The organism is Orlajensenia leifsoniae (assembly GCF_004570845.1).
In the GTDB taxonomy this organism is placed as follows: Bacteria; Actinomycetota; Actinomycetes; order Actinomycetales; family Microbacteriaceae; genus Orlajensenia; species Orlajensenia leifsoniae.
This window is the reverse complement of the sequence record NZ_SPQZ01000001.1, coordinates 760,634-784,177: the sequence shown is the minus strand read 5'-3', so window position 1 is coordinate 784,177 and position 23,544 is coordinate 760,634. Positions and strand designations below refer to the sequence as shown.

At 70.1% G+C, this 23,544-nt stretch carries 24 protein-coding genes; 13 read left to right on the top strand and 11 right to left on the bottom strand.

Going from position 1 to position 23,544, the window contains the following annotated elements; all coding sequences use genetic code 11:
- Positions 1 to 7: 7 nt before the first annotated feature.
- The 3 genes from E4M00_RS03850 to msrB all read right to left on the bottom strand — a co-directional run bounded on the left by E4M00_RS03850 (position 8) and on the right by msrB (position 1,705).
- Positions 8 to 574, bottom strand: coding sequence for a hypothetical protein (locus tag E4M00_RS03850; RefSeq protein WP_135119141.1), 567 nt, complete (start codon positions 572 to 574; stop codon positions 8 to 10).
- Positions 575 to 701: 127 nt separating this feature from the next.
- Positions 702 to 1,232 (bottom strand): peptide-methionine (S)-S-oxide reductase MsrA, encoded by a 531-nt coding sequence (msrA, locus tag E4M00_RS03845; RefSeq protein ID WP_135119140.1) that lies wholly within the window; start codon positions 1,230 to 1,232, stop codon positions 702 to 704.
- Positions 1,229 to 1,705, bottom strand: coding sequence for a peptide-methionine (R)-S-oxide reductase MsrB (gene msrB, locus E4M00_RS03840; RefSeq protein WP_135119139.1), 477 nt, complete (start codon positions 1,703 to 1,705; stop codon positions 1,229 to 1,231). The genes msrA and msrB overlap by 4 nt, the downstream gene beginning before the upstream one ends.
- A gap of 491 nt (positions 1,706 to 2,196) precedes the next feature.
- Here msrB and E4M00_RS03835 point away from each other — a divergent pair, with 491 nt between their 5' ends.
- From E4M00_RS03835 to E4M00_RS03785, 11 genes are all read left to right on the top strand, one after another.
- Complete coding sequence (locus E4M00_RS03835; RefSeq protein ID WP_135119138.1) at positions 2,197 to 2,961, top strand: SDR family oxidoreductase; 765 nt, start codon at positions 2,197 to 2,199, stop codon at positions 2,959 to 2,961.
- A gap of 49 nt (positions 2,962 to 3,010) precedes the next feature.
- Positions 3,011 to 3,619, top strand: coding sequence for a TetR/AcrR family transcriptional regulator (locus E4M00_RS03830; protein WP_135119137.1), 609 nt, complete (start codon positions 3,011 to 3,013; stop codon positions 3,617 to 3,619).
- On the top strand, positions 3,612 to 4,646 hold the full coding sequence (locus tag E4M00_RS03825; protein WP_240036818.1) for an NADPH:quinone oxidoreductase family protein: 1,035 nt from the start codon (positions 3,612 to 3,614) through the stop codon (positions 4,644 to 4,646). Before E4M00_RS03830 ends, E4M00_RS03825 begins: the two co-directional genes overlap by 8 nt.
- Complete coding sequence (locus E4M00_RS03820) at positions 4,643 to 5,377, top strand: SDR family NAD(P)-dependent oxidoreductase (protein ID WP_135119136.1); 735 nt, start codon at positions 4,643 to 4,645, stop codon at positions 5,375 to 5,377. The genes E4M00_RS03825 and E4M00_RS03820 overlap by 4 nt, the downstream gene beginning before the upstream one ends.
- A 131-nt stretch (positions 5,378 to 5,508) precedes the next feature.
- Entirely contained in the window at positions 5,509 to 5,958 is a 450-nt protein-coding gene (locus tag E4M00_RS03815) for a hypothetical protein (protein WP_135119135.1), read from the top strand.
- Positions 5,959 to 6,016: 58 nt separating this feature from the next.
- The gene (locus tag E4M00_RS03810; protein WP_204772959.1) at positions 6,017 to 8,089 is read left to right on the top strand and encodes a PQQ-dependent sugar dehydrogenase; all 2,073 of its coding nucleotides are present in this window, start codon (positions 6,017 to 6,019) and stop codon (positions 8,087 to 8,089) included.
- Between the two features lie 204 nt (positions 8,090 to 8,293).
- On the top strand, positions 8,294 to 9,040 hold the full coding sequence (locus E4M00_RS03805) for an ABC transporter ATP-binding protein (RefSeq protein WP_135119134.1): 747 nt from the start codon (positions 8,294 to 8,296) through the stop codon (positions 9,038 to 9,040).
- Positions 9,037 to 9,753, top strand: coding sequence for an ABC transporter ATP-binding protein (locus tag E4M00_RS03800; RefSeq protein ID WP_135119133.1), 717 nt, complete (start codon positions 9,037 to 9,039; stop codon positions 9,751 to 9,753). The genes E4M00_RS03805 and E4M00_RS03800 overlap by 4 nt, the downstream gene beginning before the upstream one ends.
- A 2-nt stretch (positions 9,754 to 9,755) precedes the next feature.
- Positions 9,756 to 10,634: a branched-chain amino acid ABC transporter permease gene (locus tag E4M00_RS03795; protein ID WP_135119132.1), complete on the top strand. Its 879-nt coding sequence runs from the start codon at positions 9,756 to 9,758 to the stop codon at positions 10,632 to 10,634.
- Positions 10,631 to 11,842 carry a branched-chain amino acid ABC transporter permease gene (locus E4M00_RS03790; protein WP_240036817.1) on the top strand — a complete coding sequence of 404 codons (1,212 nt, stop codon included), beginning with the start codon at positions 10,631 to 10,633 and terminating at the stop codon, positions 11,840 to 11,842. The genes E4M00_RS03795 and E4M00_RS03790 overlap by 4 nt, the downstream gene beginning before the upstream one ends.
- Before the next feature lie 11 nt (positions 11,843 to 11,853).
- Positions 11,854 to 13,146: an ABC transporter substrate-binding protein gene (locus E4M00_RS03785; RefSeq protein WP_056165387.1), complete on the top strand. Its 1,293-nt coding sequence runs from the start codon at positions 11,854 to 11,856 to the stop codon at positions 13,144 to 13,146.
- A gap of 172 nt (positions 13,147 to 13,318) precedes the next feature.
- On the opposite strand, the gene E4M00_RS03780 is transcribed toward E4M00_RS03785, so the two are convergent.
- The 5 genes from E4M00_RS03780 to E4M00_RS03760 all read right to left on the bottom strand — a co-directional run bounded on the left by E4M00_RS03780 (position 13,319) and on the right by E4M00_RS03760 (position 18,496).
- A complete protein-coding gene (locus E4M00_RS03780; RefSeq protein ID WP_135119131.1) occupies positions 13,319 to 14,926 on the bottom strand; it encodes an AMP-binding protein in 1,608 nt (535 codons plus the stop codon).
- 86 nt (positions 14,927 to 15,012) lie between these two features.
- The gene (locus tag E4M00_RS03775; protein WP_135119130.1) at positions 15,013 to 16,215 is read right to left on the bottom strand and encodes an acyl-CoA dehydrogenase family protein; all 1,203 of its coding nucleotides are present in this window, start codon (positions 16,213 to 16,215) and stop codon (positions 15,013 to 15,015) included.
- Positions 16,215 to 17,321, bottom strand: a complete 1,107-nt coding sequence (locus E4M00_RS03770) for a phosphotransferase family protein (protein WP_135119129.1) — start codon at positions 17,319 to 17,321, stop codon at positions 16,215 to 16,217. Before E4M00_RS03770 ends, E4M00_RS03775 begins: the two co-directional genes overlap by 1 nt.
- Positions 17,322 to 17,404: 83 nt before the next feature.
- The gene (locus E4M00_RS03765) at positions 17,405 to 17,830 is read right to left on the bottom strand and encodes an acyl-CoA thioesterase (RefSeq protein WP_135119128.1); all 426 of its coding nucleotides are present in this window, start codon (positions 17,828 to 17,830) and stop codon (positions 17,405 to 17,407) included.
- Positions 17,831 to 17,833: 3 nt separating this feature from the next.
- A complete protein-coding gene (locus E4M00_RS03760) occupies positions 17,834 to 18,496 on the bottom strand; it encodes a QsdR family transcriptional regulator (RefSeq protein WP_135119127.1) in 663 nt (220 codons plus the stop codon).
- A 137-nt stretch (positions 18,497 to 18,633) separates the two neighbouring features.
- On the opposite strand from E4M00_RS03760, the gene E4M00_RS03755 reads away from it, so the two are divergent.
- A complete protein-coding gene (locus E4M00_RS03755) occupies positions 18,634 to 19,908 on the top strand; it encodes an acyl-CoA dehydrogenase family protein (RefSeq protein ID WP_135119126.1) in 1,275 nt (424 codons plus the stop codon).
- Positions 19,905 to 21,158, top strand: a complete 1,254-nt coding sequence (locus E4M00_RS03750) for an acetyl-CoA C-acetyltransferase (RefSeq protein WP_135119125.1) — start codon at positions 19,905 to 19,907, stop codon at positions 21,156 to 21,158. Before E4M00_RS03755 ends, E4M00_RS03750 begins: the two co-directional genes overlap by 4 nt.
- 9 nt (positions 21,159 to 21,167) lie before the next feature.
- On the opposite strand, the gene E4M00_RS03745 is transcribed toward E4M00_RS03750, so the two are convergent.
- From E4M00_RS03745 to E4M00_RS03735, 3 genes are read right to left on the bottom strand one after another with little or no spacing between them, the layout of a single operon-like run.
- Positions 21,168 to 21,638, bottom strand: coding sequence for a MaoC family dehydratase (locus E4M00_RS03745; protein ID WP_135119124.1), 471 nt, complete (start codon positions 21,636 to 21,638; stop codon positions 21,168 to 21,170).
- Positions 21,635 to 22,384, bottom strand: a complete 750-nt coding sequence (locus E4M00_RS03740) for an SDR family oxidoreductase (RefSeq protein ID WP_135119123.1) — start codon at positions 22,382 to 22,384, stop codon at positions 21,635 to 21,637. The genes E4M00_RS03745 and E4M00_RS03740 overlap by 4 nt, the downstream gene beginning before the upstream one ends.
- Positions 22,385 to 22,417: 33 nt before the next feature.
- Entirely contained in the window at positions 22,418 to 23,539 is a 1,122-nt protein-coding gene (locus E4M00_RS03735) for an alcohol dehydrogenase catalytic domain-containing protein (RefSeq protein ID WP_135119122.1), read from the bottom strand.
- Positions 23,540 to 23,544 lie beyond the last annotated feature (5 nt).

Here is a 23,544-nt window from a genome sequence, read left to right as displayed (position 1 = left end):
GCAGGTGTCAGGCGGCGGGCGCGGCGGGCTCGTCGTTCAGCGTGAAGAGCAGCTCCACCGAGTCGCCGGGGGCGAGCTGCAGGGTGCTCAGCCCCTCCTGCGCGTACGCCCACTCGCCGTCGGCCGGCTTCGCCCAGAGCGACCAGTACGCGAAGGCCGCAGGCATGCTGGCGCACTTCTCGAAGTAATCGGTGCCGTCGGGAGAGGTGATCGCCTCATCCTCGGCCGGCACGCCGTTCACACGGCAGACGACCTGGTCGGCGTACTCGTCGGTGCCCTCGGTGGCCACATCCGCTTGCTTGAGAGCGTCGGATGCCGCGATCGGCGCATCCGCCTCGATGCAGGCCGTGGTCGACGGGTCGTCGGCGGCCTCGAGGTTGCCGGCATCGACGATGACGGCGACGCCGGTGCAGTCGCTGATCGGCTCTGCTGCCGCGGTCGAGCTCGAGGCGCTCGACTCCGGCGCTGTGGACACTGTGGAGGCGGAGCCGGCGCTGCTGCAGGCGCTGAGCGCGAGCAGGGCGAATCCGGCGAGGGCGGCGAGCGAGGCGCGAGTGGCGAGGCGGGTCGTCATGCTCTCAGCGTAGGGGGCCGGTGCGCGTGTGACGCCGGATTGCCGGTGGAGCACGACGAACGCCCCGCCCGATCCGAGGGGATCGAGCGGGGCGTTCGGTGTTCACACGGTCAGAACCGCGTTCCGGCTACGCGTTCTGCTCGGCGTTGCGCTTCGGCAGCACCCATCCCGGACGTACGAAGTGGCAGGTGTAGCCGTTGGGGTAGCGCTCCAGGTAGTCCTGGTGCTCGGGCTCGGCCTCCCAGAACGGTCCGGCGGGCGTGACCTCGGTGACGACCTTGGCCGGCCACAGGCCCGAGGCGTCGACGTCGGCGATGGTGTCCTCGGCGACGGCGGCCTGCTCGTCGCTCAGCGGGAAGATCGCCGAGCGGTAGCTGGTGCCGATGTCGTTGCCCTGGCGGTTGCGCGTGGTGGGATCGTGGATCTGGAAGAAGAACTCCAGCTGGTCACGGTACGAGGTGACGGTCGGGTCGAAGACGATCTCGATGGCCTCGGCGTGAGTGCCGTGGTTTCGGTACGTGGCGTTCGGAACGTCGCCGCCCGTGTAACCGACGCGCGTGCTGATCACTCCCGGGCGACGGCGGATCAGGTCCTCCATGCCCCAGAAGCATCCGCCCGCGAGGACGGCGGTCTCGGTGGTGGCGGGTGTGGTGGTCATGAGTTCTCCTTCGTGGTGGATGCGGCGTCGGTCTCGAACAGCGCCCGGAGTTCACCGTAGCCCTGCTCCTCGAGCTCGGCGAGCGGGACGAAGCGCAGCGACGCCGAGTTCATGCAGTAGCGCAGGCCTCCGGCATCCGCGGGCCCGTCGTCGAAGACGTGTCCGAGGTGGCTGTCGGCTCCGGATGAGCGCACCTCGACGCGCTTCATGAAGAGCGTGCGGTCGGTGTGCTCGGTGACGACGTCGGGGCTGATGGGCTTGGTGAAGCTGGGCCAACCCGATCGCGAGTCGTACTTGTCGACCGAGGTGAACAGCGGCTGCCCCGAGACGACGTCGACGTAGAGGCCTGCCTCGTGGTTGTTCCAGTACTCGTTGCGGAAGGCGGGCTCCGTGCCCTCATTCTGCGTGACCTTGTACTGGTTCGGGGTGAGGCGGGCGAGCGCCTCGGGAGTCTTGCGGTAGTCCTGTGACACGTGCTCCTCCTTCTGCTGGCGACGCTGGCTGCGGCGCCGGGGTGACACCCGTATTTCGGTGCCACCTAGGAGAACGGATGCCGGGGGTCTGCTGTTCCGCCGGGGCTGGGAGCGCGCTGTGAGTTGAGGGGCGCGGGCACCGCGGCGACGCTTCTCGCCCGCTTGATCGCGCTCACATGCAGGATGAGAAGCGTTTCGGGTCCCCACGCGACTCGAAACCCAGCTCATCCTGCATATGTAATCTCTGGCAGCGCACGGTATCCAGCGCTGGGCTCCAGCCGCATCCCTCTCAAAGCTTTCGGCGGAGCGAGTTTGCAGGATGACCTCGTCGATGTGTGCCGAGGGAGCCGCATCCGTGGCGTGGTCCTGTAAACGAGGCGAAATGGGGCCCGGGTGTTACGCTCGAGCGAGACAAACCGTCTGGTCGGTCTGTACCATGATGGCGGACGGATGCCAGGCAGCAGCGTACTCGCGTACTCGAAGGAGAGCACATGCAGAGGTTCGACGGCAGGGTGGCGCTGATCACCGGCGGAAGCAGGGGTATCGGCCTCGCCATCGCGAAGCGGTTGGTCGGCGAGGGTGCGCAGGTGGTCATCACCGGGCGCAAGCAGGAGTCGCTCGACGCGGCGCTCGCCGAGCTGAACGGGAGCGGGACCACGTCGCCCGCGACCGCCGTTGCGACCGCCGTCGCCGGCAAGGCCGACGACCCCGAGCATCGCGCCGCCGTCTTCGCGCACATCGCCGCGCACCACGGCCGCCTCGACCACCTCGTGAACAACGCGGGCATCAACCCCGCCTACGGTCCAGCGCTCGAGATCGAGGCGTCGATCGTGCGCAAGATCCTCGAGGTGAACGTGGTCGCCGCCCTCGAATGGACCCGCGACGCCGTGGGCGCCGGCCTCACCACGTCCATCGTGAACCTGTCGTCGATCTCGGCGCTGTCGGCGGCGCCCGGCATCGCGTTCTACGGCGTCTCGAAGGCGGCGCTGGTGAACCTGACGCTGCAGCTGGCGCACGAGTTGGCTCCCGGCATCCGTGTGAACGCCGTCGCCCCCGCCGTGATCAAGACGGCCTTCGCCCGCGCGCTCTACGAGGGCCGCGAAGAGGAGGTGGCCGCCGAGTATCCGCTCCGGCGGCTCGGGGTGCCGGACGACGTCGCCGGACCCGTCGCGTTCCTGCTGTCGGAGGATGCGGCGTGGATCACGGGCCAGACGATCGTGATCGACGGCGGCGGCAGCATCCGTCCCGTCGGATGACCGGCCGCAGCGCACCCCCGCACGACGCAGAAGCAGCAAGGATGAACGCATGAGAGAAACCAGTGTCGTCGACGACGTGACCCGGGCCGCCGTCGAGCTGTTCGCCGCCCAGGGCTACGCGAACACCAGCGTGCAGCAGATCGTGGAGGCCGCCGGCGTCACCAAGGGTGCGATGTACCACTACTTCCAGTCGAAGGACGACCTGCTCTTCGCCATCTACGAACGGATGCTGTCGCTGCAGAAGTCGCACCTCGACGAGATCGTGGCGCGAGGCGGAGCGGTCGACGCCGTGCTGCGCGCCGTGTGCATCGACGTGATCGAGACCTCCATCGATTTCCTGCCCGAGGGCACGGTGTTCTTCCGCAGCCAGCACATGCTCTCGCAGCCGCGCCAGCAGGAGGTCACCCGCCGACGCCGCGACTACAACGACGAGTTCAGCGCCCTGATCGAGGCCGGCCAGCAGGAGGGCCTCTACCGCACCGACGTGCCCCGCCCCGTGCTCATCGCCCACTTCTTCAGCGACCTGCACTACCTCTCGCAGTGGTACTCGCCCGAGGGTCCCGAAGGCAAGACGCTCCTTGCCGAGCAGATCACCGACCTGTTCCTGACGAGCATCGCGGCGGAGCCGACTGGCGGGACAGAGGTGACGGATGCCTGAGCAGACCACGATGCGCGCGTGGCTTGTCACCCGTACCGGCGAACCGTCGGAGGTGCTCGAGCTGCACGACGTTCCGGTGCCGACGCCGGGCCCCGGCGAGGTGCTCGTGCGAGTGCGCGCCGTCGCCGTGAACTTCCCCGACGTGCTGCTCGCGCGCGGGGAGTACCAGGTGCGCCCCGAGCTTCCGTTCACTCCGGGCATCGAGCTGAGCGGCGAGATCGTCGCGATCGGTCCGGCGACGGATGCCGCGGGCCCGAGCGACGGCGACCCGGACGAGGCTGCACTCGGCGTGGGCGACAGGGTCGTCGCCACGAAGATCGGCGTGCTCGCGGAGTACGCCGTGCTCGCGGCATCCGATGTCCATCCGACTCCGCACAGCCTCGACGACGTGCAGGCGGCCGGGCTCATGATCGCCTACCAGACGGCGTGGTTCGCGCTGCATCGTCGGGCGCAGCTGCAGGCCGGTGAGACCGTGCTCGTGCATGCAGCGGCCGGTGGGGTCGGGAGCGCGGCCGTGCAGCTCGCCGTCGCGGCCGGAGCCAGGGTCATCGGCGTCGTCGGCAGCGCCGCCAAAGCCGACGTGGTGCGCGACGCCGGTGCCGAGCTCGTGATCGTGCGCGGAGAGCAGGACTTCGCCGCCGTCGTCAACGAGGCCACCGAGGGCCGCGGGGCAGACGTCGTCTTCGACCCCGTCGGCGGCGAGAGCTTCGAGCGCTCGACCAAGTGCATAGCCTTCGAGGGCCGCATCGTGGTGATCGGCTTCGCCGGCGGAACGGTGCCGACGGTGCGCGCGAACCACGCCCTCGTGAAGAACTACGGCGTGCTCGGGCTGCACTGGGGCCTCTATCCGACGAAGAACCCCGCTCTCGTGGCCGAGGCTCACGCCGAACTGGTGCGGCTCGCGGATGCCGGGGCGATCGCGCCACTGGTCGGGGGAGTGGTCGAGTTCGAGGACGCCCCGGCCGCCATCCAGCAGCTGGCCGGCGGGGCGACAGTCGGGCGGCTCGTGGTGCGGGTGACGCCGTGACCGATCTCGAGGGGCGCGTCGCGCTCGTCACGGGCGGCGCGCGCGGCCTCGGTGAGGCCTATGTGCGGTCGCTGCACGCAGCCGGAGCCAGGGTCGTCATCGCCGACCTGCTCGAGGAGGAGGGCGCGGCGCTCGCCGCCGAGCTCGGCGAGCGGGCCGTGTTCCAGGCCCTGGATGTGACCGATGAAGCGGCGTGGGAACGCGTGGTGGCCGCATCCGTCGCAGCATTCGGCTCGCTCGACGTGCTGGTGAACAACGCCGGCATCGCCAATGCCGCTCCCATCGAGCACCTCACCCTGGCGAAGTGGAACGCCGTGATCGCGGTCAACCTCACCGGCGTGTTCCTCGGCTGCCGCGCCGTGGTGCCGCAGATGAAGGCGCAGGGCAGCGGCTCGATCATCAACATCTCCTCGGTCGAGGGGATGCGGGGCTCGCCGGGCCTGCACGGCTACACGGCGTCGAAGTTCGGGGTGCGCGGGCTCAGCCAGTCGCTCGCGGTCGAGCTCGGGGCATCCGGGATCCGGGTGAACTCGGTGCATCCCGGGCTCATCATGACCGACATGACCACGCGCATCGACCCGGCCAGGATCGACATCCCGCTCGGTCGGCCGGGTGTTCCCGACGACGTCGCCGGCACGATCGTGTTCCTGGCGAGCGACGCGTCGCGCTTCACGAGCGGCGCCGAGTTCGTGGTCGACGGCGGCATGATCGCGGGCATTCCGCACCACTGAGGCATTCCGGGGCCGCGTTCGAGCATCCGACCGCGCCTGAACCAGACCGTCCGGCGGAAATCAAGCCCTTGGTTGCGGAGCCTCGGAGGGATTGTCTGAAGTCGGGGCTGATCTGAGTGAGGTGAATCGAAGTGGACACGAGTGCATGGATCTGGATCATCGTCGCCGTGGTCGTCGTCATCATCGTGGTGGTGGCCGTTCTTCTGATCACGGCGCCGAGGCGTCGGGCGGCGAAGGAGCAGGCCGGGCGCGACAAGGCGTCCGAGCTGCGGGACGAAGCGGCCGAACGGGAGTTGGCGGCACGCGAGCGACAGGCGACGTCGGCCCAGGCCGAGGCTGATGCGCAGCAGGCGCAAGCCGACGCGGCCAAAGCCGATGCAGCGGCTCGCCAGGCGCAACTCGATGCCGAGCGGCTGAAGCGAGAATCCGCCGAGCACCGGGAGGATGCCGACGGCTTGCGTGCCGAGGCGGAGGAACGGGCCAGGAAGGCCGATGAGGTCGACCCCGACGTCGACGGAACGGGCGTGCGCGGCTCGGACGACGTCGGCGGCGCCCACAGCGCGGGCATGCGCGGAGCCTGACCGCGGGTCTAGCCTGAAGACGGCGCGCACTGGAGCGTGCCGAACAGGGGGATGCGTGATGAGAACCTCGCTCCGGATGCTGCTCGCGGCCATCCTGTCGATCGTCTGCGTCACGGCACTGCTCACGCTGCCCGCCGACGCCGCGCAGGCCGCGACGGGCAAACCCATCGTCGGGGTCGCATCGAAGAGGTGCCTCGACATCCAGTACGGCTCGATGACGGCCGGCGCCCAGACCCTCATCGGCACCTGCAACGGCGGCGCAGACCAACGCTGGATGCGCACCGCCGAAGGTGAGCTGCGGGTCTTCGACGGCGCCCGATGCCTGACGGCCGGGCCCGTCACCACCACCCAACCGCGGAAGGCGGTCATCGCGCTCTGCTCGGGCTCCGCCGCCCAGAAGTGGAGCTACACGAGCGCCAAGACGCTCAAACACACCGCGACAGGCCTGTGTCTGCACGTACGGGGTGCGCGGACGACCACCGGAACCCAGGTGAACCTGCACGCCTGCACCACGGGAACCAACCAGAAGTGGACCGTACCCGCGAAGCTGCCCGACACCACTCCGCCGACCACCCCGACGGGCCTCACGAGCTCGGCCCTCAGCTGCACGGCCGTCACCCTGAGCTGGAGCGCGTCGAAGGATGCCGTCGGCGTCACGGCGTATGACCTGTACCACGACGGCCAACTCGTGACCTCCGTCTCCGGAACCGTACGCTCGGCCTCGGTGAAGGTCGTGGCCGGAGTTCCGTGGGGCTGGTACGTGAACGCCCGGGATGCCGCGGGCAACGTCTCGCAGGCCAGCGCCACCGTGACGGTCACGCCGCCGCAGTGCACCACGGACACCGTGGCGCCATCGGTACCGACATCCGTCGCGGCGGTCGCATCCGGAACCAGCGTGAAGGTGACCTGGGCGGCATCGACCGACAACATCGCCGTCACCCGGTACGACGTGCGGCGTGACGGCGCCGTCGTCGGATCGGTGGGCGGCGGCGTTCTGACCTTCACCGACAGCGGACTCGCCGTCACTCGCGCCTACACCTATACGGTCATCGCGCGCGACGCCCAGGGGAACGCCTCGGCAGCCAGCGCACCGTCCACCACCACGACCGGAGCAGCCTGCGGGAGCCCGATCTGCGGCGTCGCGCAGGTGACCACCGACACCGACATCCCGTGGGGGCTCGCCACCCTGCCCGACGGCTCGGTGCTCTACGCGCGGCGCGACGCCCACGACATCGTGCGGCTCGTGCCGACGACAGGGGTCAAGACGACGGTCGGGGCCGTCCCGGGCGCGCAGAGCACCGACGGCGAGGGCGGCGTCATGGGCATCGCGATCGCCTCGGACTTCACCGCCGACCCGTGGCTGTACATCATGCACACCACGGCGACGGACAACAGGATCGTGCGCATGAGGTACGCCGCCGGGAAGATCGACACGACCTCGGTTCAGGTGCTGCTGAGCGGCATCCTGCGCAACAAGTACCACAACGGCGGCCGCCTGCGCTTCGGGCCGGACGGCATGCTCTACGCCTCGACCGGCGACGCGCAGAATGCCGACTACGCCCAGCGTCTCACCGGCACCGGAGCACTGAACGGCAAGATCCTCCGGCTCACGCGTACTGGCGGCATCCCGAGCGACAATCCGTTCAGCGGCAGCTACATCTGGAGCTACGGGCACCGCAATCCGCAGGGCATCGCCTTCGACAGTCGAGGCAGGCTCTGGCAGCAGGAGTTCGGCAACAGCGTGATGGACGAGACGAACCTCGTGGTGAAGGGCGGCAACCACGGCTGGCCGCAGTGCGAGGGCACGTCGGGGAACGGATGCGGGGCAGCCGGCCTGATCGCCCCGAAGAAGACCTACCCCACGGCCGACGGGTCGTGCAGCGGACTCACGATCGTGCGCGACGTGGTCTACGTCGCCTGCGGGCGGGGCTCCCGGTTGTACCGCGAGGTGATCAGCGGCGACAGTCTCACGAACGTGCAGCAGTTCTTCGTGGGCACCTACGGCCGGTTGCGCACGGTCGAGCCGACGTCCGATGGCGGGCTCTGGCTCACCACGACGAACCAGGGCGACAAGGACAGTGTTGCGAACAACAGCAACGAGAAGATCCTGAAGGTGACGCTGGGCGGGTAGGCGCCTCTCGATCCCGCCCTGCCCCGCTCGCTGAGGGCCGAGCGAAGCGACCGCCCGAAGCGCCTTCCACCTCGCTCGCCGTCGCGCTTCGACCGCGGACTTCGTCCGGGTCTCTGCGAGCAGAGAAGAGCGCGTGCAACATTCGCATACCGTCTGGTCGGTTTCTGTTGTAGGGTGTTGCCACCACGACACGAAGAGGTGCCGATGAACACACCCACGCCACGGCTGCGGATCAGCGGGCTCACTGTCGCCTTCGGCGGCCTGACCGCACTCGACGATGTCTCCTTCGACGTCGCCCGCGGCGAGACCTTCGCTCTCATCGGTCCGAACGGCGCCGGCAAGACCACTGTCTTCAACGCCGTGTGCGGGCTCGTGCGTCGTGCGAGCGGCAGCATCGACATCGACGGACGCCCGGCGCCCGCGACGCCGATGGCGTTGGTCGGCCGCGGTGTCTCCCGCACCCTCCAGGGCCTCGGACTCTTCGATTCGATGACCGTGCTTGAGAACGTCCTCGTGCCGCTCGGACTCGGAACCGCCGGCGGCAGGTCGCTGGGGGAGACGGATGCGATCCTCGCCGCCACAGACCAGCTCGCCGCCCTCGGCCTCGCCGCCGATGCAGCCCGCCCCGTGGCGTCGCTGCCCTACCCGGAGCGGAAGCGGGTCGCCCTCGCCCGCGCCCTGGTGACGCAGCCGCAGCTCCTCCTGCTCGACGAACCGGCTGGCGGGCTCGGCTCCGACGACATCACCGACCTGGCGGCCATCGTGCGCGGCATCGCGGCCGCAGGGTGCTCGGTGCTCGTCGTCGAGCACCACATGGACTTCGTGATGAGCCTCGCCGATCGCATCGTGGTGCTCGACTTCGGTCGCGTGATCGCGAGCGGAACGCCCGCAGAGGTGCAGGCGGACCCGCGCGTCGAGGAGGCCTATCTGGGTGTGGAGCCCGCAGCATGACGCCGCTGCTCGAGATCGACGCCATCACCGCCGGCTACGGCGGGTCCCCCGTGCTTCACGAGGTGGGGCTCGCCATCCCGCAGGGCGCGATCGTCGCGCTCCTCGGTGCCAACGGCGCGGGCAAGACCACGCTGCTGCGCACCATCTCCGGCCTGGTCGCTCCGGCATCGGGGCGGGTCGTGCTCGACGGTCGCGACCTCTCGAGCGTGAGCGTCGAGGATCGCTCCCGCAGCGGGCTCGCGCAGGTGCCCGAGGGGCGCAGCGTCGTCGCCGAGCTCACCGTCGACGAGAACCTGCGGCTCGGCGGACTCTGGCGCTTCGACCGCCGGCAGCTCACTGCGGCTGTCGACGAGATCTACGACCTCTTCGAACCGCTGTCGCGCCGGCGGGCGGCATCCGGCCACCAACTCTCGGGCGGCGAACGGCAGATGCTCGCCCTCGGGCGGGCGATCATCGCGAGGCCCCGGATGCTGCTGCTCGACGAGCCGTCGCTCGGACTCGCGCCGCGCGTGGTCGCGCAGATCCTCGGCGTGCTGCGGCGGCTCCGCGACGACACCGGGCTCACCGTGCTGCTCGCCGAGCAGAACGTGACCAGCGCCCTCGCGATCGCCGACCACGGCGTCGTGCTCTCCCTCGGCAGCGTCGTGGCCGACCGACCCGCAGCCGAGCTGCTCTCCGACGGCGCCCTGCGTCACGCCTACCTGGGGTTCTGACCATGGACAGACTGCTCTTCCTCCTTGCCACCGGCATCGCCCGCGGCGCGATCTTCGCGTTGTTCGCGCTCGCCCTCGTTCTCATCTGGCGGGCCGCACGCATCGTCAACTTCTCGCAGGGCGCGATGGCCGTCGTCGCCACCTATGTCGCCTTCGCCGTGACAGCGTTCACCGGCTCGTACTGGGCGGGCCTCGCCAGCGCGCTCGTCGCCGGCGCCGTGCTCGGCTACGTCGTCGACCGCGGCGTCATGCGCTTCGCCCCGCACGATTCGCCCCTGGCCGGGGTGATCATCGCGATCGGCGTGGTCATGGTGCTGCAGTCGGCGTTGGGTATCGCCTTCGGCCAGCAGTACCGCCCGATGGCGGCGCCGTTCGACCAGAGCCCCATCCTGATCGGCGGGGTCCCGGTGTTCTCGCCCTACGACGTGTTCGTGCTCGTCGTCGCCGTGGTCGTGATGGCGGCGCTCGCGCTGCTCTTCACCCGCACGTCGCTGGGCCTGCAGCTGCGGGCCTCGGCGTTCGCCCCCGAGGTGTCCCGGCTGCTCGGCGTGCGGGTGTCGCGCATGCTCACCATCGGCTGGATGCTCGCCGCCGCCGTCGGTGCCCTGGCCGCCCTGCTGCTCGTGCCGACGGAACTCGGGCTCAGCCCGCACTCGGCCGACATGCTCTTCGTCTACGCCTTCACGGTGGCCGTCGTCGGCGGTCTCGACTCCCCCGTCGGTGCGCTGGTCGGCGGGCTGATCGTCGGCGTCGCCATCAGCCTGGTCACCGGCTACCTCGGCGCGACGGTCGCCCCGATCGCCGTGCTGGTACTGCTCGTGGCCGTGCTGCTGGTGCGGCCGGGCGGCATCTTCTCGGCACGAGAGGCGCGCGTCGCATGAGTGTCGAATCCGAGCTGTCCGGTCGTGGCGCTTCCGCCGCGGACTCCGTCCGGGCCTCAGCGACCGGAATGGGTGTCGGTACCCCGTCGTCCGCGGCATCCGTCGCCCGGGCCAGCACCACGGGCCGGCGTCGCACCCGCCTCCTCGGTACGGCCCTCGTACTCACGGCGCTGGCCATCGGCGGCACCTTCCTGCTCGATCCGTACCGCAACTACCAGCTCGCCCTCGTGGCGGCCTACTTCTGCGCCACGGCCGGTCTCAGCCTGCTCATCGGCCTCACCGGACAGCTCTCGCTGGGGCACGCAGCCCTCATGGCCGTCGGCGGCTACGGCTACGCCATCACGGCGAATGCCCTGACGGATGCCGGAGTCGACGGCGTTGCCCGCTTCGCGCTGGCGATCCTGGCCGCCCTCGGGGCGTCGGGCCTGGTCGGCCTGCTCCTCGGCCTCGCCGCCGCTCGGCTGCGCGGACCGTATCTCGCCGGCGTGACCCTCGCCCTCGTGATCGCGCTGCCCGCCGTGACCGCCGTGTTCAGCGGAGCGCTCGGCGGCGACCAGGGACTGCAGATCGCGTACGACGACGTGCCACCCGCCCTCGCCACGATCATCGCGGTCGAGCAGTGGCAGGCGTGGGTGGCCATCGGCGCCGCCGCCGTGGTCGTGACAGTGCTGAGCGGCATCCGCTCGGGCGTGCTCGGGCTCCGGATGCGAGCCGTGCGCGACGACGAGGTGGCCGCGCGCCTGAACGGCGTCCGCGCCGGGCGCGTGAAGGTGTTCGCGTTCACCGTGAGCGCTGTCGCCGCCGGCGCCGGGGGAGCCGTGCTCTGCTTCGTGACGCAGTCCGTGAGCCCCGGCGCCTACACTCTCGCCTTCTCGCTGCTGCTGGTGGTGGCGGTCGTGATCGGCGGCCTCGGCAGCATGCTCGGCGCGCTGCTCGGCTCCGTCGTGATCGTGCTGCTGCCCTGGCTCATCGGAACTCTCACCGGAGCGATGGACCTGCCGGCCGACCTCACCCAGCGCCTCTCGGGCAATCTGCCCGTGCTCGTGTTCGGCGCCCTGCTCATCGTCGTGACGCTGCTGTGGCCGGCCGGCATCCGCGGGGCTCTGCCGGCGCGGCTCTCGCTGCGTCGGCGCGTCAGTCCGGCGGCGTCTTCACCACCCACCCCAGCACCACCCACCACAGCACCAGAGCAACCCACACAGGAATAGAGAGGTCACCCATGTCACACCGAAGCGCACGACACTCCCGCGCGATAGCCGTCGCCGCGGCATCCGCCATGCTCATCACGCTCGCAGCGTGCAGCACGCCCGCCGCCCAGAGCCCGGACGCCCCGGCTCCCGGTGTCACCGACGACACCGTGACCATCGGCACCCACCAGCCGCTCACCGGACCTGCCGCCGCGGGCTATTCGTCGATCTCGGCCGCAACGCAGGCCTACTTCGACTACGTGAACTCCACCGGCGGCATCAACGGCCGCACCATCGAGTACCTCGTCAAGGACGACGGCTACAACCCGGCCACCACGCAGACCGTGGTGCGTGAACTCGTGCAGGACGACGACGTCTTCGCCATCCTCAACGGCCTCGGAACGCCGACGCACACCTCGGTGCTCGACTACCTCAACCAGAAGAAGGTGCCCGACCTGTTCGTGGCGTCGGGCTCCACGAGCTGGAACCAGCCCGAGAAATATCCGTACACCTTCGCCTTCAATGCCGACTACGTGACCGAGGGCGAGGCGCTGGCCCAATACGCGACCGACGAGTTCGCCGGCAAGAAGGTGTGCCTGCTCGGCCAGGACGACGACTTCGGCGACGAGTTCATCACCGGCGCCCAGAACGTCCTGGGGGCCGACGGGCTCACCAGCGTGCAGCGCTACTCGGTGTCGAACCAGGACGTCGTGGCGCAGATCAGTGCCATGAAGGCCGCCGGATGCGAGATCAACATGCTCGCGACGGTCAACGGGTTCACGGCCCTGGCCATCGGAACCGCCGCCAAGCTCGGCTGGTTCACCCAGTGGTTCTCGTCGTCGTCGGGCGCCGACTACCCGACGCTGGTGGGCTTCCTCGGCGAGGACGTCGGACCGAAGCTGCTGCAGGGCTTCGTGAGCTCCAACTACCTGCCGGCACGCCAGGGCAACGACTGGAGCGAGCTGTTCGAGAAGATCAACACCGAGTTCAACGACGGCGCCCCCTTCGACGGCAACACGATGTTCGGCATGTCCGTCGGGTACCTGTTCGCCGAGGCGCTGGCCGCGGCCGGCGAGAACCCGACGCGGGAGAGCCTGCTCGAGGCCGTCACGTCGGGCGACCTGGTCGGCAACGGCATCCTCCCGCTCTCGTTCGGCGATGACAGCCACGCGGCCTACACCGGCGTCGGCATCACGACGGTCGACCAGGGCGTGCAGGACTACATCGGCACGACCTACGTGAGCGACGGGAAGGGTTCGGTCTCGGTCTCCGATGCCGAGCCTGTGGCGGTGGAGAACGAGGGAGTGCCCGCCTCCGCCGAGTAGATTCACGCACCGGATGCCGCGGACCGATCGGGTCCGCGGCATTCGCGTGCGTGTGCCGCCGCTCCGCTGATCGAGTAGTGCCCGAGCGCAGCGAGGACACGTATCGAGATCACCCGAACCCGGCGCTCCGCCGGGTGGTGGTCTCGATACGGCTGCTCGCTGCGCTCGCGGCCTACTCGACCGGCGACAGCGCGTCGACCGCCGCGAACCTCGCCGCAAGCTCCCGCTTCAGCACCTTGCCGCTGCCGCCCAGGGGCAGGGCGTCGACGAGGTGCACCACACGCGGGTACTTGTACGCCGCGATGCGCTCCTTCGTGAACGCCACGATCTCCCCGGCGTCGACCTCGTGGCCATCGAGGGCGACCACGGCGACGTGCACCTCCTGGCCGTGCGTGGCATCCGGGAGTCCGAACACCGCCGCCTGCGCCACCGACGGATGCCGCACGATCACGGCCTCCACCTCGGTCGGGTACACGTTGTAGCCGTTCCGCACGATCATGTCCTTCTTGCGGTCGACGATCGTCACGATTCCCTCGGCGTACGTTCCCAGGTCTCCGGTGCGGAACCAGCCGTCGACCACGGCGTCGGCAGAGGCATCCGCCCGCCCGAGGTAGCCCTTGAACAGGTTGTGGCCGCGCACCACGATCTCGCCGAGCTCGCCATCGGGCGAGAACTCGATGCGGCCCTCCACCTCGGCCTCGGCGATGGCCACGTCGATTCCCCAGTACGGCCGCCCCACGGTGCCGGGCCTGATCGGCTCGAACACCGTGTTGAACGACACCGTCGGGGAGGTCTCGGTGAGGCCGTAGCCCTCGTGCACCTGCGCGCCGTACTCCGCGGCGAAGGCCTCGAGCACGGCGACAGGCAGCGCTGCGCCACCCGAGACGGCGTAGCGCAGCGGAGGCCGCACCTCCGTTCGGCGGGCGGCCTCGATCATGCCCACGAACATCGTCGGCACGGCCGTGAACACCGTGGCACCATGCGCCACGAGCAGTTCGAGCGCCTGGTCGGCGTCGAACTTCGGCAGCAGGATGACGGAGGCCCCGCGCCGGAAGGCCACGTTCATCACGGCGGTCTGCCCGAAGGTGTGGAACAGCGGCAGGCCGCCGAAGATCACGTCGTCGGGCGTCATGTCGAAGGCGTCGATGAGCGCGCAGTGCACCTGCTCGACGATGGCGAGGTGCGAGCCCACGGCGCCCTTGGGCGTGCCCGTCGTGCCGCTCGTGTAGAGGATGGTGGCGGCATCCGTCGGCCGGACCGACACGTGACGCACGATCGGAGCGGCGACGGATGCCTCGGCCTCGAGTCGCGGCAGCTCCGTCCCGTCGGCGCCCGGAGTTCCCGCGGGCGCCAGCACGGTGACGAGAGGGACCCCGGCCTCGCGCGCAGCGGGCACGGCTTCGGCGAGAAGCGGCGCTGCAGCCACGAGCAGGTCGGCCCCGCTGTCGCGCAGCACGTAGCCGATCTCCTCGGCCTTGAAGAGCAGGTGCACGGGCACCACGACGGCTCCGAGCGAGAGCACCGCGTAGTAGACCCGGGCGAAGTCGGGCACGTTCGGAACCAGCATGGCCACGCGATCGCCGCGCCCGATGCCGCGAGCCTGCAGGGCGCCGGCGTAGGCGCGGGTCTGGTCCCAGAGCGCGCCATAACTGATCGTGTGGCCGAGGAAGTGCACGGCCGGGCGGTCGGGGGTGCGGTGGGCCGACTCGGCCAGGATGCTCGCCACCGAGAGGGTGCCGAATCCGTCGCCGTCGATCGCGGGGTCGGGGGTGTGGGTCATTGATGATCTCCTTCGATCATGGTGTGGTCTCGATACGCGTGCGACTGCGTCGCGCGCTACTCGACCGGCGGGTTGCTCGGGTGGCGTTACCGGCGGAACTCGGCCTTGCCGAGCGCCGAGAGGTGCACTTCGTCGGGCCCGTCGGCGAGGCGCAGCACGCGGGACCCTGCGAACATCTCGGCCAGGGGGGTGTCGTCGCTCACCCCGGCTCCGCCGAACACCTGGATGGCCCGATCGAGGATCTGCTGAACGGCCCGGGGCACCGCGATCTTGATGGCCTGGATCTCGGTCATGGCCTCGCGGTTGCCCACGGTGTCCATGAGCCAGGCGGTCTTCAGCACGAGCAGCCGCAACGACTCGATCTGGATGCGCGACTCGGCCACCCACTCCCGCACGACGCCCTGCTCGGTGAGCGGTCGTCCGAACGCGACGCGCGACGCAGCGCGCTCGCGCACCAGCGCCAGCGCGTGCTCGGCCATCCCGATGGCGCGCATGCAGTGGTGGATGCGCCCGGGTCCGAGCCGCGCCTGTGCGATGGCGAACCCGTCGCCCTCGCCGCCGATGAGGTTCGTCGCCGGAACGCGCACGTCGGTGAACGCGATCTCGGCGTGCCCGCCGTGGTCGCGGTCGTCGTAGCCGAACACCGTGAGTGGGCGCACGATCTCGACGCCGGGGGTGTCGCGCGGCACGAGGATCATCGACTGCTGCCGGTGACGCGGGGCCTCGGCATCCGTCTTCCCCATCACGATGAAGATGGCGGCCTCGGGGTTCATGGCGCCGGTGGACCACCACTTACGACCGTCGATGACGTAGTCGTCGCCATCGCGACGGATGCGGGTGGTGATGTTGGTGGCATCGCTCGACGCGACCTCGGGCTCCGTCATGCAGAAGGCCGAACGGATGCGCGCCTCGAGCAGCGGCTCGAGCCAGCGCTCCTTCTGCTCGGGCGTGCCGAAGTCGTTCAGCACCTCCATGTTGCCGGTGTCGGGAGCGGCGCAGTTGAACGCGGCCGGCGCCAGGCGCTGGCTCCAGCCCGTGAGCTCGGCGAGGGGTGCGTACTGGAGGTTGGTGAGCCCGGCGCCGCGCTCGCCGGGGAGGAACAGGTTCCACAGGCCGGCGTCTCGGGCCCTCTGCTGCAGCTCCCGCACGATCGGGCGTGGGCTCCAGGCTTCGGGCTCGGCCGCGAGCTGTTCGGTGAGCACGGCCTCTGCCGGCACCACGTGCTCGTCGATGAACGAGCGCACCCTGTCGATGAGCTCGAGCGTGCTGGCGTCGTGACTGAAGTCCATCAGTTCCTCCGGAGGGCTAGGCGGGCGAGGCCGTCGGTGGCGAGGGGCTCGACCATGGCGCCGATGTGGGCGAAGCCGGCACCGACGGTCTCGCCCTGCTGGTAGCGGTAGTGGATGCCCTCGGCGATCACGGCGAGCTTGTAGGCGGCGAATCCGCGATACCAGCCGAGGTCGGGGACGGCCCGGCCGACACGGGCGGCGTAGGCGTCGACCAGTTCGTCGAAGTCGGGGTAGCCCGCCGCGAGGTCGACGGCGCTGTCGAACAGGCGCCCGCCGGTGAGCTCGTCGATGTTCCAGTACATGCCGAAGACGCCGAGGTCGACGAGGGGGTCGCCGATGGTCGACATCTCCCAGTCGAGGATGGCGGCGACGCGTGGCGCGTCGCCGTCGCCGGCGACGATGGCGTTGTCGAGCCTGTAGTCGCCGTGCACGAGGCCGGAACGCGGGTTGTCCGGCATCCGCTCGCCCAAGGCGTCCTGCAGCCGGTCGAGGGCCGGGGTGTCGCGCGACCGCGAGGCGTCGAGCTGTCGCCGCCAGGTGCGCAGCTGCCGCTCGAGGTAGCCGGCTCCCCTGCCGAAGTCGTCGAGACCCACGGATGCCGGATCGATCGAGTGCAGCTCGGCGAGAACCTCCGCGAGCTCGATGCCGATCCGGTGCAGTCCTGCCGCAGTGAATGCCGCGTTCTGCTCGGGCCGGGCGAGCACGCTGCCCTCGACGAATTCCATGACGAAGAAGGGGGTGCCGGTGACCCTGGCGTCCGCGGTGTCGTCGACGATGGCGACAGTCGGCGGCACCGGAACCGCGCTGCCGGTCAGTGCGGAGATGACCCGGTGCTCGCGGGCCATGTCGTGAGCCGTCGCGAGCACGTGGCCGAGCGGCGGGCGGCGCAGCACGAGCGGGATGCGCGCGCCGTCGATGCGATAGGTGAGGTTGCTCTTGCCTCCGGTGATGAGCCGGGCGGTGAGGGACCCGGCTGCGAGCCGCGGATGCGCCTCGCCCAACCACGCCTCGAGACCTGCGACGTCGAGGCCGGGCGCGGCACCGGGCACGGCACCGGGCACCGCGCCGGGCGGTGCGCTGTCCGGCGTCGCGGGGGAGTCGGTCATCCTCGACCACCTTTCGTGCGCATCGATGCGCTCTCGAAAACTAGCATACCGCGTGGTCGGTATGTTGCGAGTATGAGAGGGGCTCAGACCAGCTGGGCCTCCACCGCCGCCCGGATCCCCGCCGGGATCGGCGTCGGCCGACGCGTGTCAGCGTCGACGAACACGTGCACGAAGCGTCCGGTCGCGATCGGCTCGCCTTCACCGGCCCGCAGGATGCCGAGCGCCCAGGTGATGCTCGACGTTCCCAGGCGCTCGATCCCGATGCCCACCTCGAGCGGCTCGGGGAACGAAGCCGACGCCGCGAACTCGCACGACGACGAGGCGCACAGCGCGATGGCCGAACCCTGCGGATCGAGGCCTCCGCCGGCCATCATCCAGGCGTTGATGGCCGTGTCCATGGCCTCGTAGTAGACGGTGTTGTTCAGGTGGCCGTACTGGTCGTTGTCGTTCCAGCGGGTGCCGAACGGAGACCGGACCCTGTACGCGGGAGTGGACGTGGAGTGCGGCATCCGTCAGCTCACCCGCAGGAGGAAGCGGAACGCCACGCGAGCCCGCGCCGTGCTCGGGCTGTCGCCGGCGATGAGGTCGGCGTAGGTGAACGACTCCGAGGTGCGCACCAGGAGGTACGCGAGCGAGGCCGGGTCGATGGCTCCGCCGAGGGGCTGGTCGCCGAGCTCGTGGCGCACGATCCATTCGGCCGTGGCCACGTAGCGACGTTGGATCTCGCTCTCCTTCGTCGTCAGCAGGCGGAGGGCGCGCGCCGGTTCCCGCTGCAGGAACTGCCGGAAGTAGGGAGCCTTGATCAGGTCGTCGACGAAATGGGTGAGCAGTGTCGCGACCCGCTCGGCACCCTGCTGGCCCTCGGCCGCCTGCTCGGCCAGCACGAGGGTCGGGATGGCGAGAGACCAGAGCACCTCCGACAGGAGCGCGTCGCGATTGCCCACCCAGCGGAAGAGCGAGGTGCGGTCGACGCCGAGCGCCGTGGCGAGCGCGGTCATGTCGATGCGCTTGCCGCTGATGAAGGTCTCCCGGGCGAGGGTGAAGGCCCGTTGGGCGTCCGTGTGTGCGGCGCCGTCGGTCGAGTGGAGGCGATCCGACAGCCAGGACGGCGCCACGGCGAGGCCCACCGTGGCGATGCTCACCGCGGTGGTCGGGGGTGCTGTCGTCGTCGGCATGTGCGGAACTCTACCCCGCGCACCGGGCTTCGGGGCCTGCATCCGGAACTCCCATGCAACATTCTGCAAAATGATGCATACTACGGTTGTTCACCGATGAACGGATGCCGCGAGACGGCACGACGAATGGAGATGCGATGACGCTCACCAGCGGGCACACCGACACCGCACAGGCCGGCTCCGGCCGGACGGACCTGCAGCAGTTCGAGGAGGCCGACGTGCTCGATGTCGACTTCTACTCGTTCCAGCAGCAGCTCACCTCGGAGGAGCAGCGTTCGGTCGCCGCCATCCGCGAGTTCCTCGACCGGGAGGTGCGTCCCTATGCCGACGACCTCTGGGAGAAGGCGCAGAGCCCGCGTCACCTCATTCCCGGCTTCGCCGAGCTCGGCCTGTTCGGTGCCTCGTGGCCCGAGACGCGTCAGTTCGAGAACAGCGCCGTCTACCGCGCCTGGGTCGCCCTCGAGATCTCGCGGGCCGATCCGTCGACGGCCACCTTCATCGGCGTGCACAGCGGCCTGGCCATGAACGCCATCGGCGTCGGCGGCTCCGCTGAGCAGCGCGAGGAATGGATGCGGCCCATGGCCCGCGGCGAGGTCATCGGCGCGTTCGGTCTCACCGAGCCCGGCCACGGCTCGGACACCGCCAAGGGACTGGAGACCACGGCCACGCGCCGCACCGTCGATGACGGGGCAGGCGGCAGCCGTGACGAATGGGTGCTCAACGGCTCGAAGCGCTGGATCGGCAACGCCGTCTTCGCCGACATCGTCGTGATCTGGGCGCGCGACACGGCCGACGACCAGGTGAAGGGGTTCATCGTGCGGCAGCCCGCCGTGGGCTTCACCGCCACGAAGATCGAGCGCAAGCAGTCGCTGCGCGGCGTGGAGAACGCCGACATCGTGCTCGAGGACGTCGTGGTGCCCGAGTCCGACCGCCTGGCGAACATCAACTCGTTCCGCGACGTGGCGATCATCCTGCGCCTCACCCGTGCCGAGGTCGCCTGGCAGGCGATCGGCGTCGCCGTTGGTGCCTACGAGGCCGCGCTCGCCTACGCGAAGGAGCGCCAGCAGTTCGGCAAGCCGATCGCCTCGTTCCAGCTGGTGCAGGAGAAGCTCGCCAACTCGCTCTCGAACATCACGGCGAGCATCGCGCTCTGCATGAGGGTCTCCGAGATGCAGGACCTCGGCATCCAGAAGGACCACCACTCGGCCATGGCCAAGGCCTTCGCGACCGCGCGGATGCGCGAGGTCGTCGGGTGGTGTCGCGAGATCATGGGCGGCAACGGCATCCAGCTCGACCATGGCGTCGCCCGCTACTTCGCCGACGCCGAGGCCGTGTACACCTTCGAGGGCACCTACGACATGAACACCCTCATCGTCGGCCGCTCCATCACCGGAATCGCGGCCTTCGTATGAGCGAGGCCTACATCGTCGCCACGGCGCGCTCGCCCATCGGCCGTGCCCGCAAGGGATCGCTGGCGAGCCTGCGGCCCGACGACCTGACGGTGCAGATGGTCCGGGCCGCCCTCGCCTCGGTTCCCGCGCTCGATCCCGGTCGCATCGACGACCTGATGCTCGGATGCGGCATGCCGGGCGGTGAGCAGGGCATGAACATGGCCCGCATCGTGGCCGTGCTGCTCGGCCTCGACGAGGTGCCCGGCACCACGGTGAACCGCTACTGCTCATCGAGCCTGCAGACCACGCGCATGGCCTTCCACGCCATCAAGGCCGGAGAGGGCGACATCTTCGTCTCCGCCGGCGTCGAGTCCGTCAGCCACGCGATGCGCGGCTCGAGCGACTACATCCCGGGCGAGAAGCTCACCAACGAGTTGTTCGACGACGCCTTGGCGCGCACGGAGGCCCGGGCCGGTTCAGGGGCTCCGGATGCTGCCGCCGCTGCCCGGGCCCTGCGTCCGTGGCACGATCCTCGTGTAGACGGCCTCCTGCCCGACGCCTACATCGCGATGGGCCAGACCGCCGAGAACGTGGCCGAGCTGCGCGGCGTCACCCGTGAGGAGCAGGACGCGTTCGCCGCCCGCAGTCAGCAGCGTGCCGAGGCCGCGCTGGCATCGGGATTCTGGGCTCGCGACATCACTCCGGTCACCCTCGCCGACGGCACTGTCGTGTCGACGGATGACGGTCCTCGACCCGGCGTCACCCTCGAGGCCCTCGCCGGGCTCGACCCTGTCTTCCGCCCCGACGGCACCGTGACGGCGGGCAACTGCTGCCCGCTCAACGACGGAGCCGCCGCCGTGGTCATCGTGAGCGACCGCGTGGTCGACGAACTCGGACTCACGCCGCTCGCCCGCATCGTCTCGACCGGGGTCAGCGGACTCTCGCCCGAGATCATGGGACTCGGGCCGGTGGAGTCGTCGCGGCGCGCTCTGGCGCGTGCCGGGCTGAGCATCGACGACATCGACCTCGTCGAGATCAACGAGGCCTTCGCCGCGCAGGTCATCCCGTCGGCGCGCGAGCTCGGCATCGATCCCGAGAAGCTCAACGTGCACGGCGGGGCGATCGCCGTGGGGCATCCGTTCGGCATGACCGGAGCCCGCATCACCTCGACACTCATCAACGGCCTCGCCGCCACGGGAGGCCGCTACGGACTCGAGACGATGTGCGTCGGCGGTGGCCAGGGCATGGCGTTGGTGCTCGAGCGCCTCTAGGGGTTCTCCTCAGCGGGCGGGAGTGCTCGGCACCAGCAGCGTCACCCACTGGGCCACGAGCGCCGGGCGCTCCGAACCGTCGATCTCGATCGTCAGATCCTGCACCACGCGCACACCCGACCCCGTCACCTCGGCGGAAGCGATGGTGCCCACCGCGCGCACCCGCGATCCGGCCTGCACCGGCTGCAGGAACCGCACCTTCTCGAACCCGTAGTTGACGCCCATCGCCACGCCGTCGACCTCGAGCAGCGGCGAGGCGAGCGCCGTGAGCAGCGAGAGGGTGAGGAAGCCGTGCGCGATCGGCGCGCCGAACGGTCCGGCTGCGGCGCGCTCGACGTCGACGTGGATCCACTGGTGGTCGTCCGTCGCATCCGCGAACGCCTCGATGCGGCGCTGGTCGATGGTGAACCAGTCGCCGGGTCCGAGGGTCGAGCCGACAGCATCCGTCAGCGCAGCGGGGGAGTCGAGGTGGAGGCTCATGCCTTCGGCCCTCCGGCCACGTAGAGCACCTGGCCCGAGATGAAGCTCGCCGCCTCGGAGCAGAAGAACGACACCGCTGCGGCCACGTCCTCGGGCTGGCCGGGGCGCCCCACGGGGATCTCCTTCGCGGCTCCGGCGAGGAAGTCCTCGAACGAGACCCCCATCCTGTCGGCCGTGGCCTTCGTCATGTCGGTCTGGATGAAGCCCGGCGCCACGGCGTTCGCCGTCACGCCGTAGCGTCCCAGCTCGATCGCGAGAGTCTTCGTGAAGCCCTGCATGCCGGCCTTCGCCGCCGCGTAGTTCGCCTGCCCGCGGTTGCCCAGCGCCGAGGTGCTCGACAGGTTCACGATGCGACCCCACCCCTCCTTCACCTGGAACGCCTGCACGGCCCGGCTCATCAGGAACGCACCGCGCAGGTGCACGCCGAGCACGGCGTCCCAATCGTCATCCGTCATCTTGAACAGCAGGTTGTCGCGCAGGATCCCGGCGTTGTTCACGAGCACCGTCGGTGCCCCGAGTTCTTGGGCGACAGATGCCACGGCCGATCCCACGGCCTCGGAGTCGGCCACGTTCGCCCCGACCGCGAGAGCGCGACCGCCGGCGGCCTCGATGGCGGCGACGGTGTCGGCACAGGATGCGGCGTCGAGGTCGAGCACGGCGACGGCGAAACCGTCGGCGGCGAGCTGGAGGGCTGTTGCGGCTCCGATGCCCCGGGCGGCTCCGGTGACGATGGCGGTGCGGGTCATGCGTTGTCCTTTCGTGGGCGGTTCAGGGGCGGTTCAGGGGAAGGTGATGAGCTGGCGCAGCTCTCCGCCGGCGGCGAGGCGGTCCATGGCGGCATCGAGGTCGTCGAGGCGCACGTGCGACGACACCAGGCGCTCCAGCGGCAGCTTCCCGCTGCGCCACAGCTCGACGTAACGCGGGATGTCCCGGCTCGGAACGGCCGAGCCGAGGTAGCTCCCGATGATGGTCCTGGCCTGCGCGGTCAGCAGCAGAGGGGAGACGCTCGCTCGGGCATCCGGAGCCGGCAGACCCACCGTCACTGTCGTGCCGCCGGGAGCCGTCAGGGCGAGGGCCGTCTCGAAGGCGCGTGCCGAGCCGGCTGCCTCGATCACGAGCGGGGCCGTGAGACCGGCTTCGGCCGCCTCGGCCGGACCGTGGGCGGCGGATGCCCCGAACTCGCGTGCGAGCTCGAGCTTCGCGGGCACGGCGTCGACTCCGATGACCTCGAGTCCGAGGGCGACGGCCACGAGCAGGGCGGCCATGCCGACTCCGCCGAGGCCCACGACGATCACGCGCGAACCGGGCGCCGGGGTGCCGGCGTTGATGACAGCGCCGCCTCCGGTGAGCACCGCGCAGCCGAGCAGCGCGGCGATCTCGGCCGGAACGTCGGCATCGACGGGCACCACCGAGGTGCGGCTGACGACGGCGTGGCTGGCGAAGCCCGAGACCCCGAGGTGGTGGTTGACCGCTTCGGGAGCAGCGGCATCCGAGCCCCCACGATGCAGCCGGATGCCTCCGCCCACGAGAGTGCCCTCGTTGTTCGCGGCGCTCCCGACGCGGCAGGGCAGCCGCCCGTCCGTCGCGCACTCGGGGCAGTCGCCGCAGCGCGGCAGGAAGGTCATGACGACGCGAGTGCCGAGCGGCAGGTCGTCGACGCCGTCACCGAGCTTCTCGACGATGCCCGCGGCCTCGTGCCCGAGCAGCATGGGGGTCGGGCGCACGCGGTTCCCGTCGACGACGCTGAGGTCGGAATGGCAGACGCCGGCCGCCTCGATGCGCACCAGGATCTCGCCGGGGCCCGGGGGATCGAGCTCGAGCGGGCCGACGGTGAACGGATGCGAGCTCGCGAAGGGCGGCTCCGCGCCCGACTGCTCGAGTACTGCTCCGATGATGCGCATTCGAC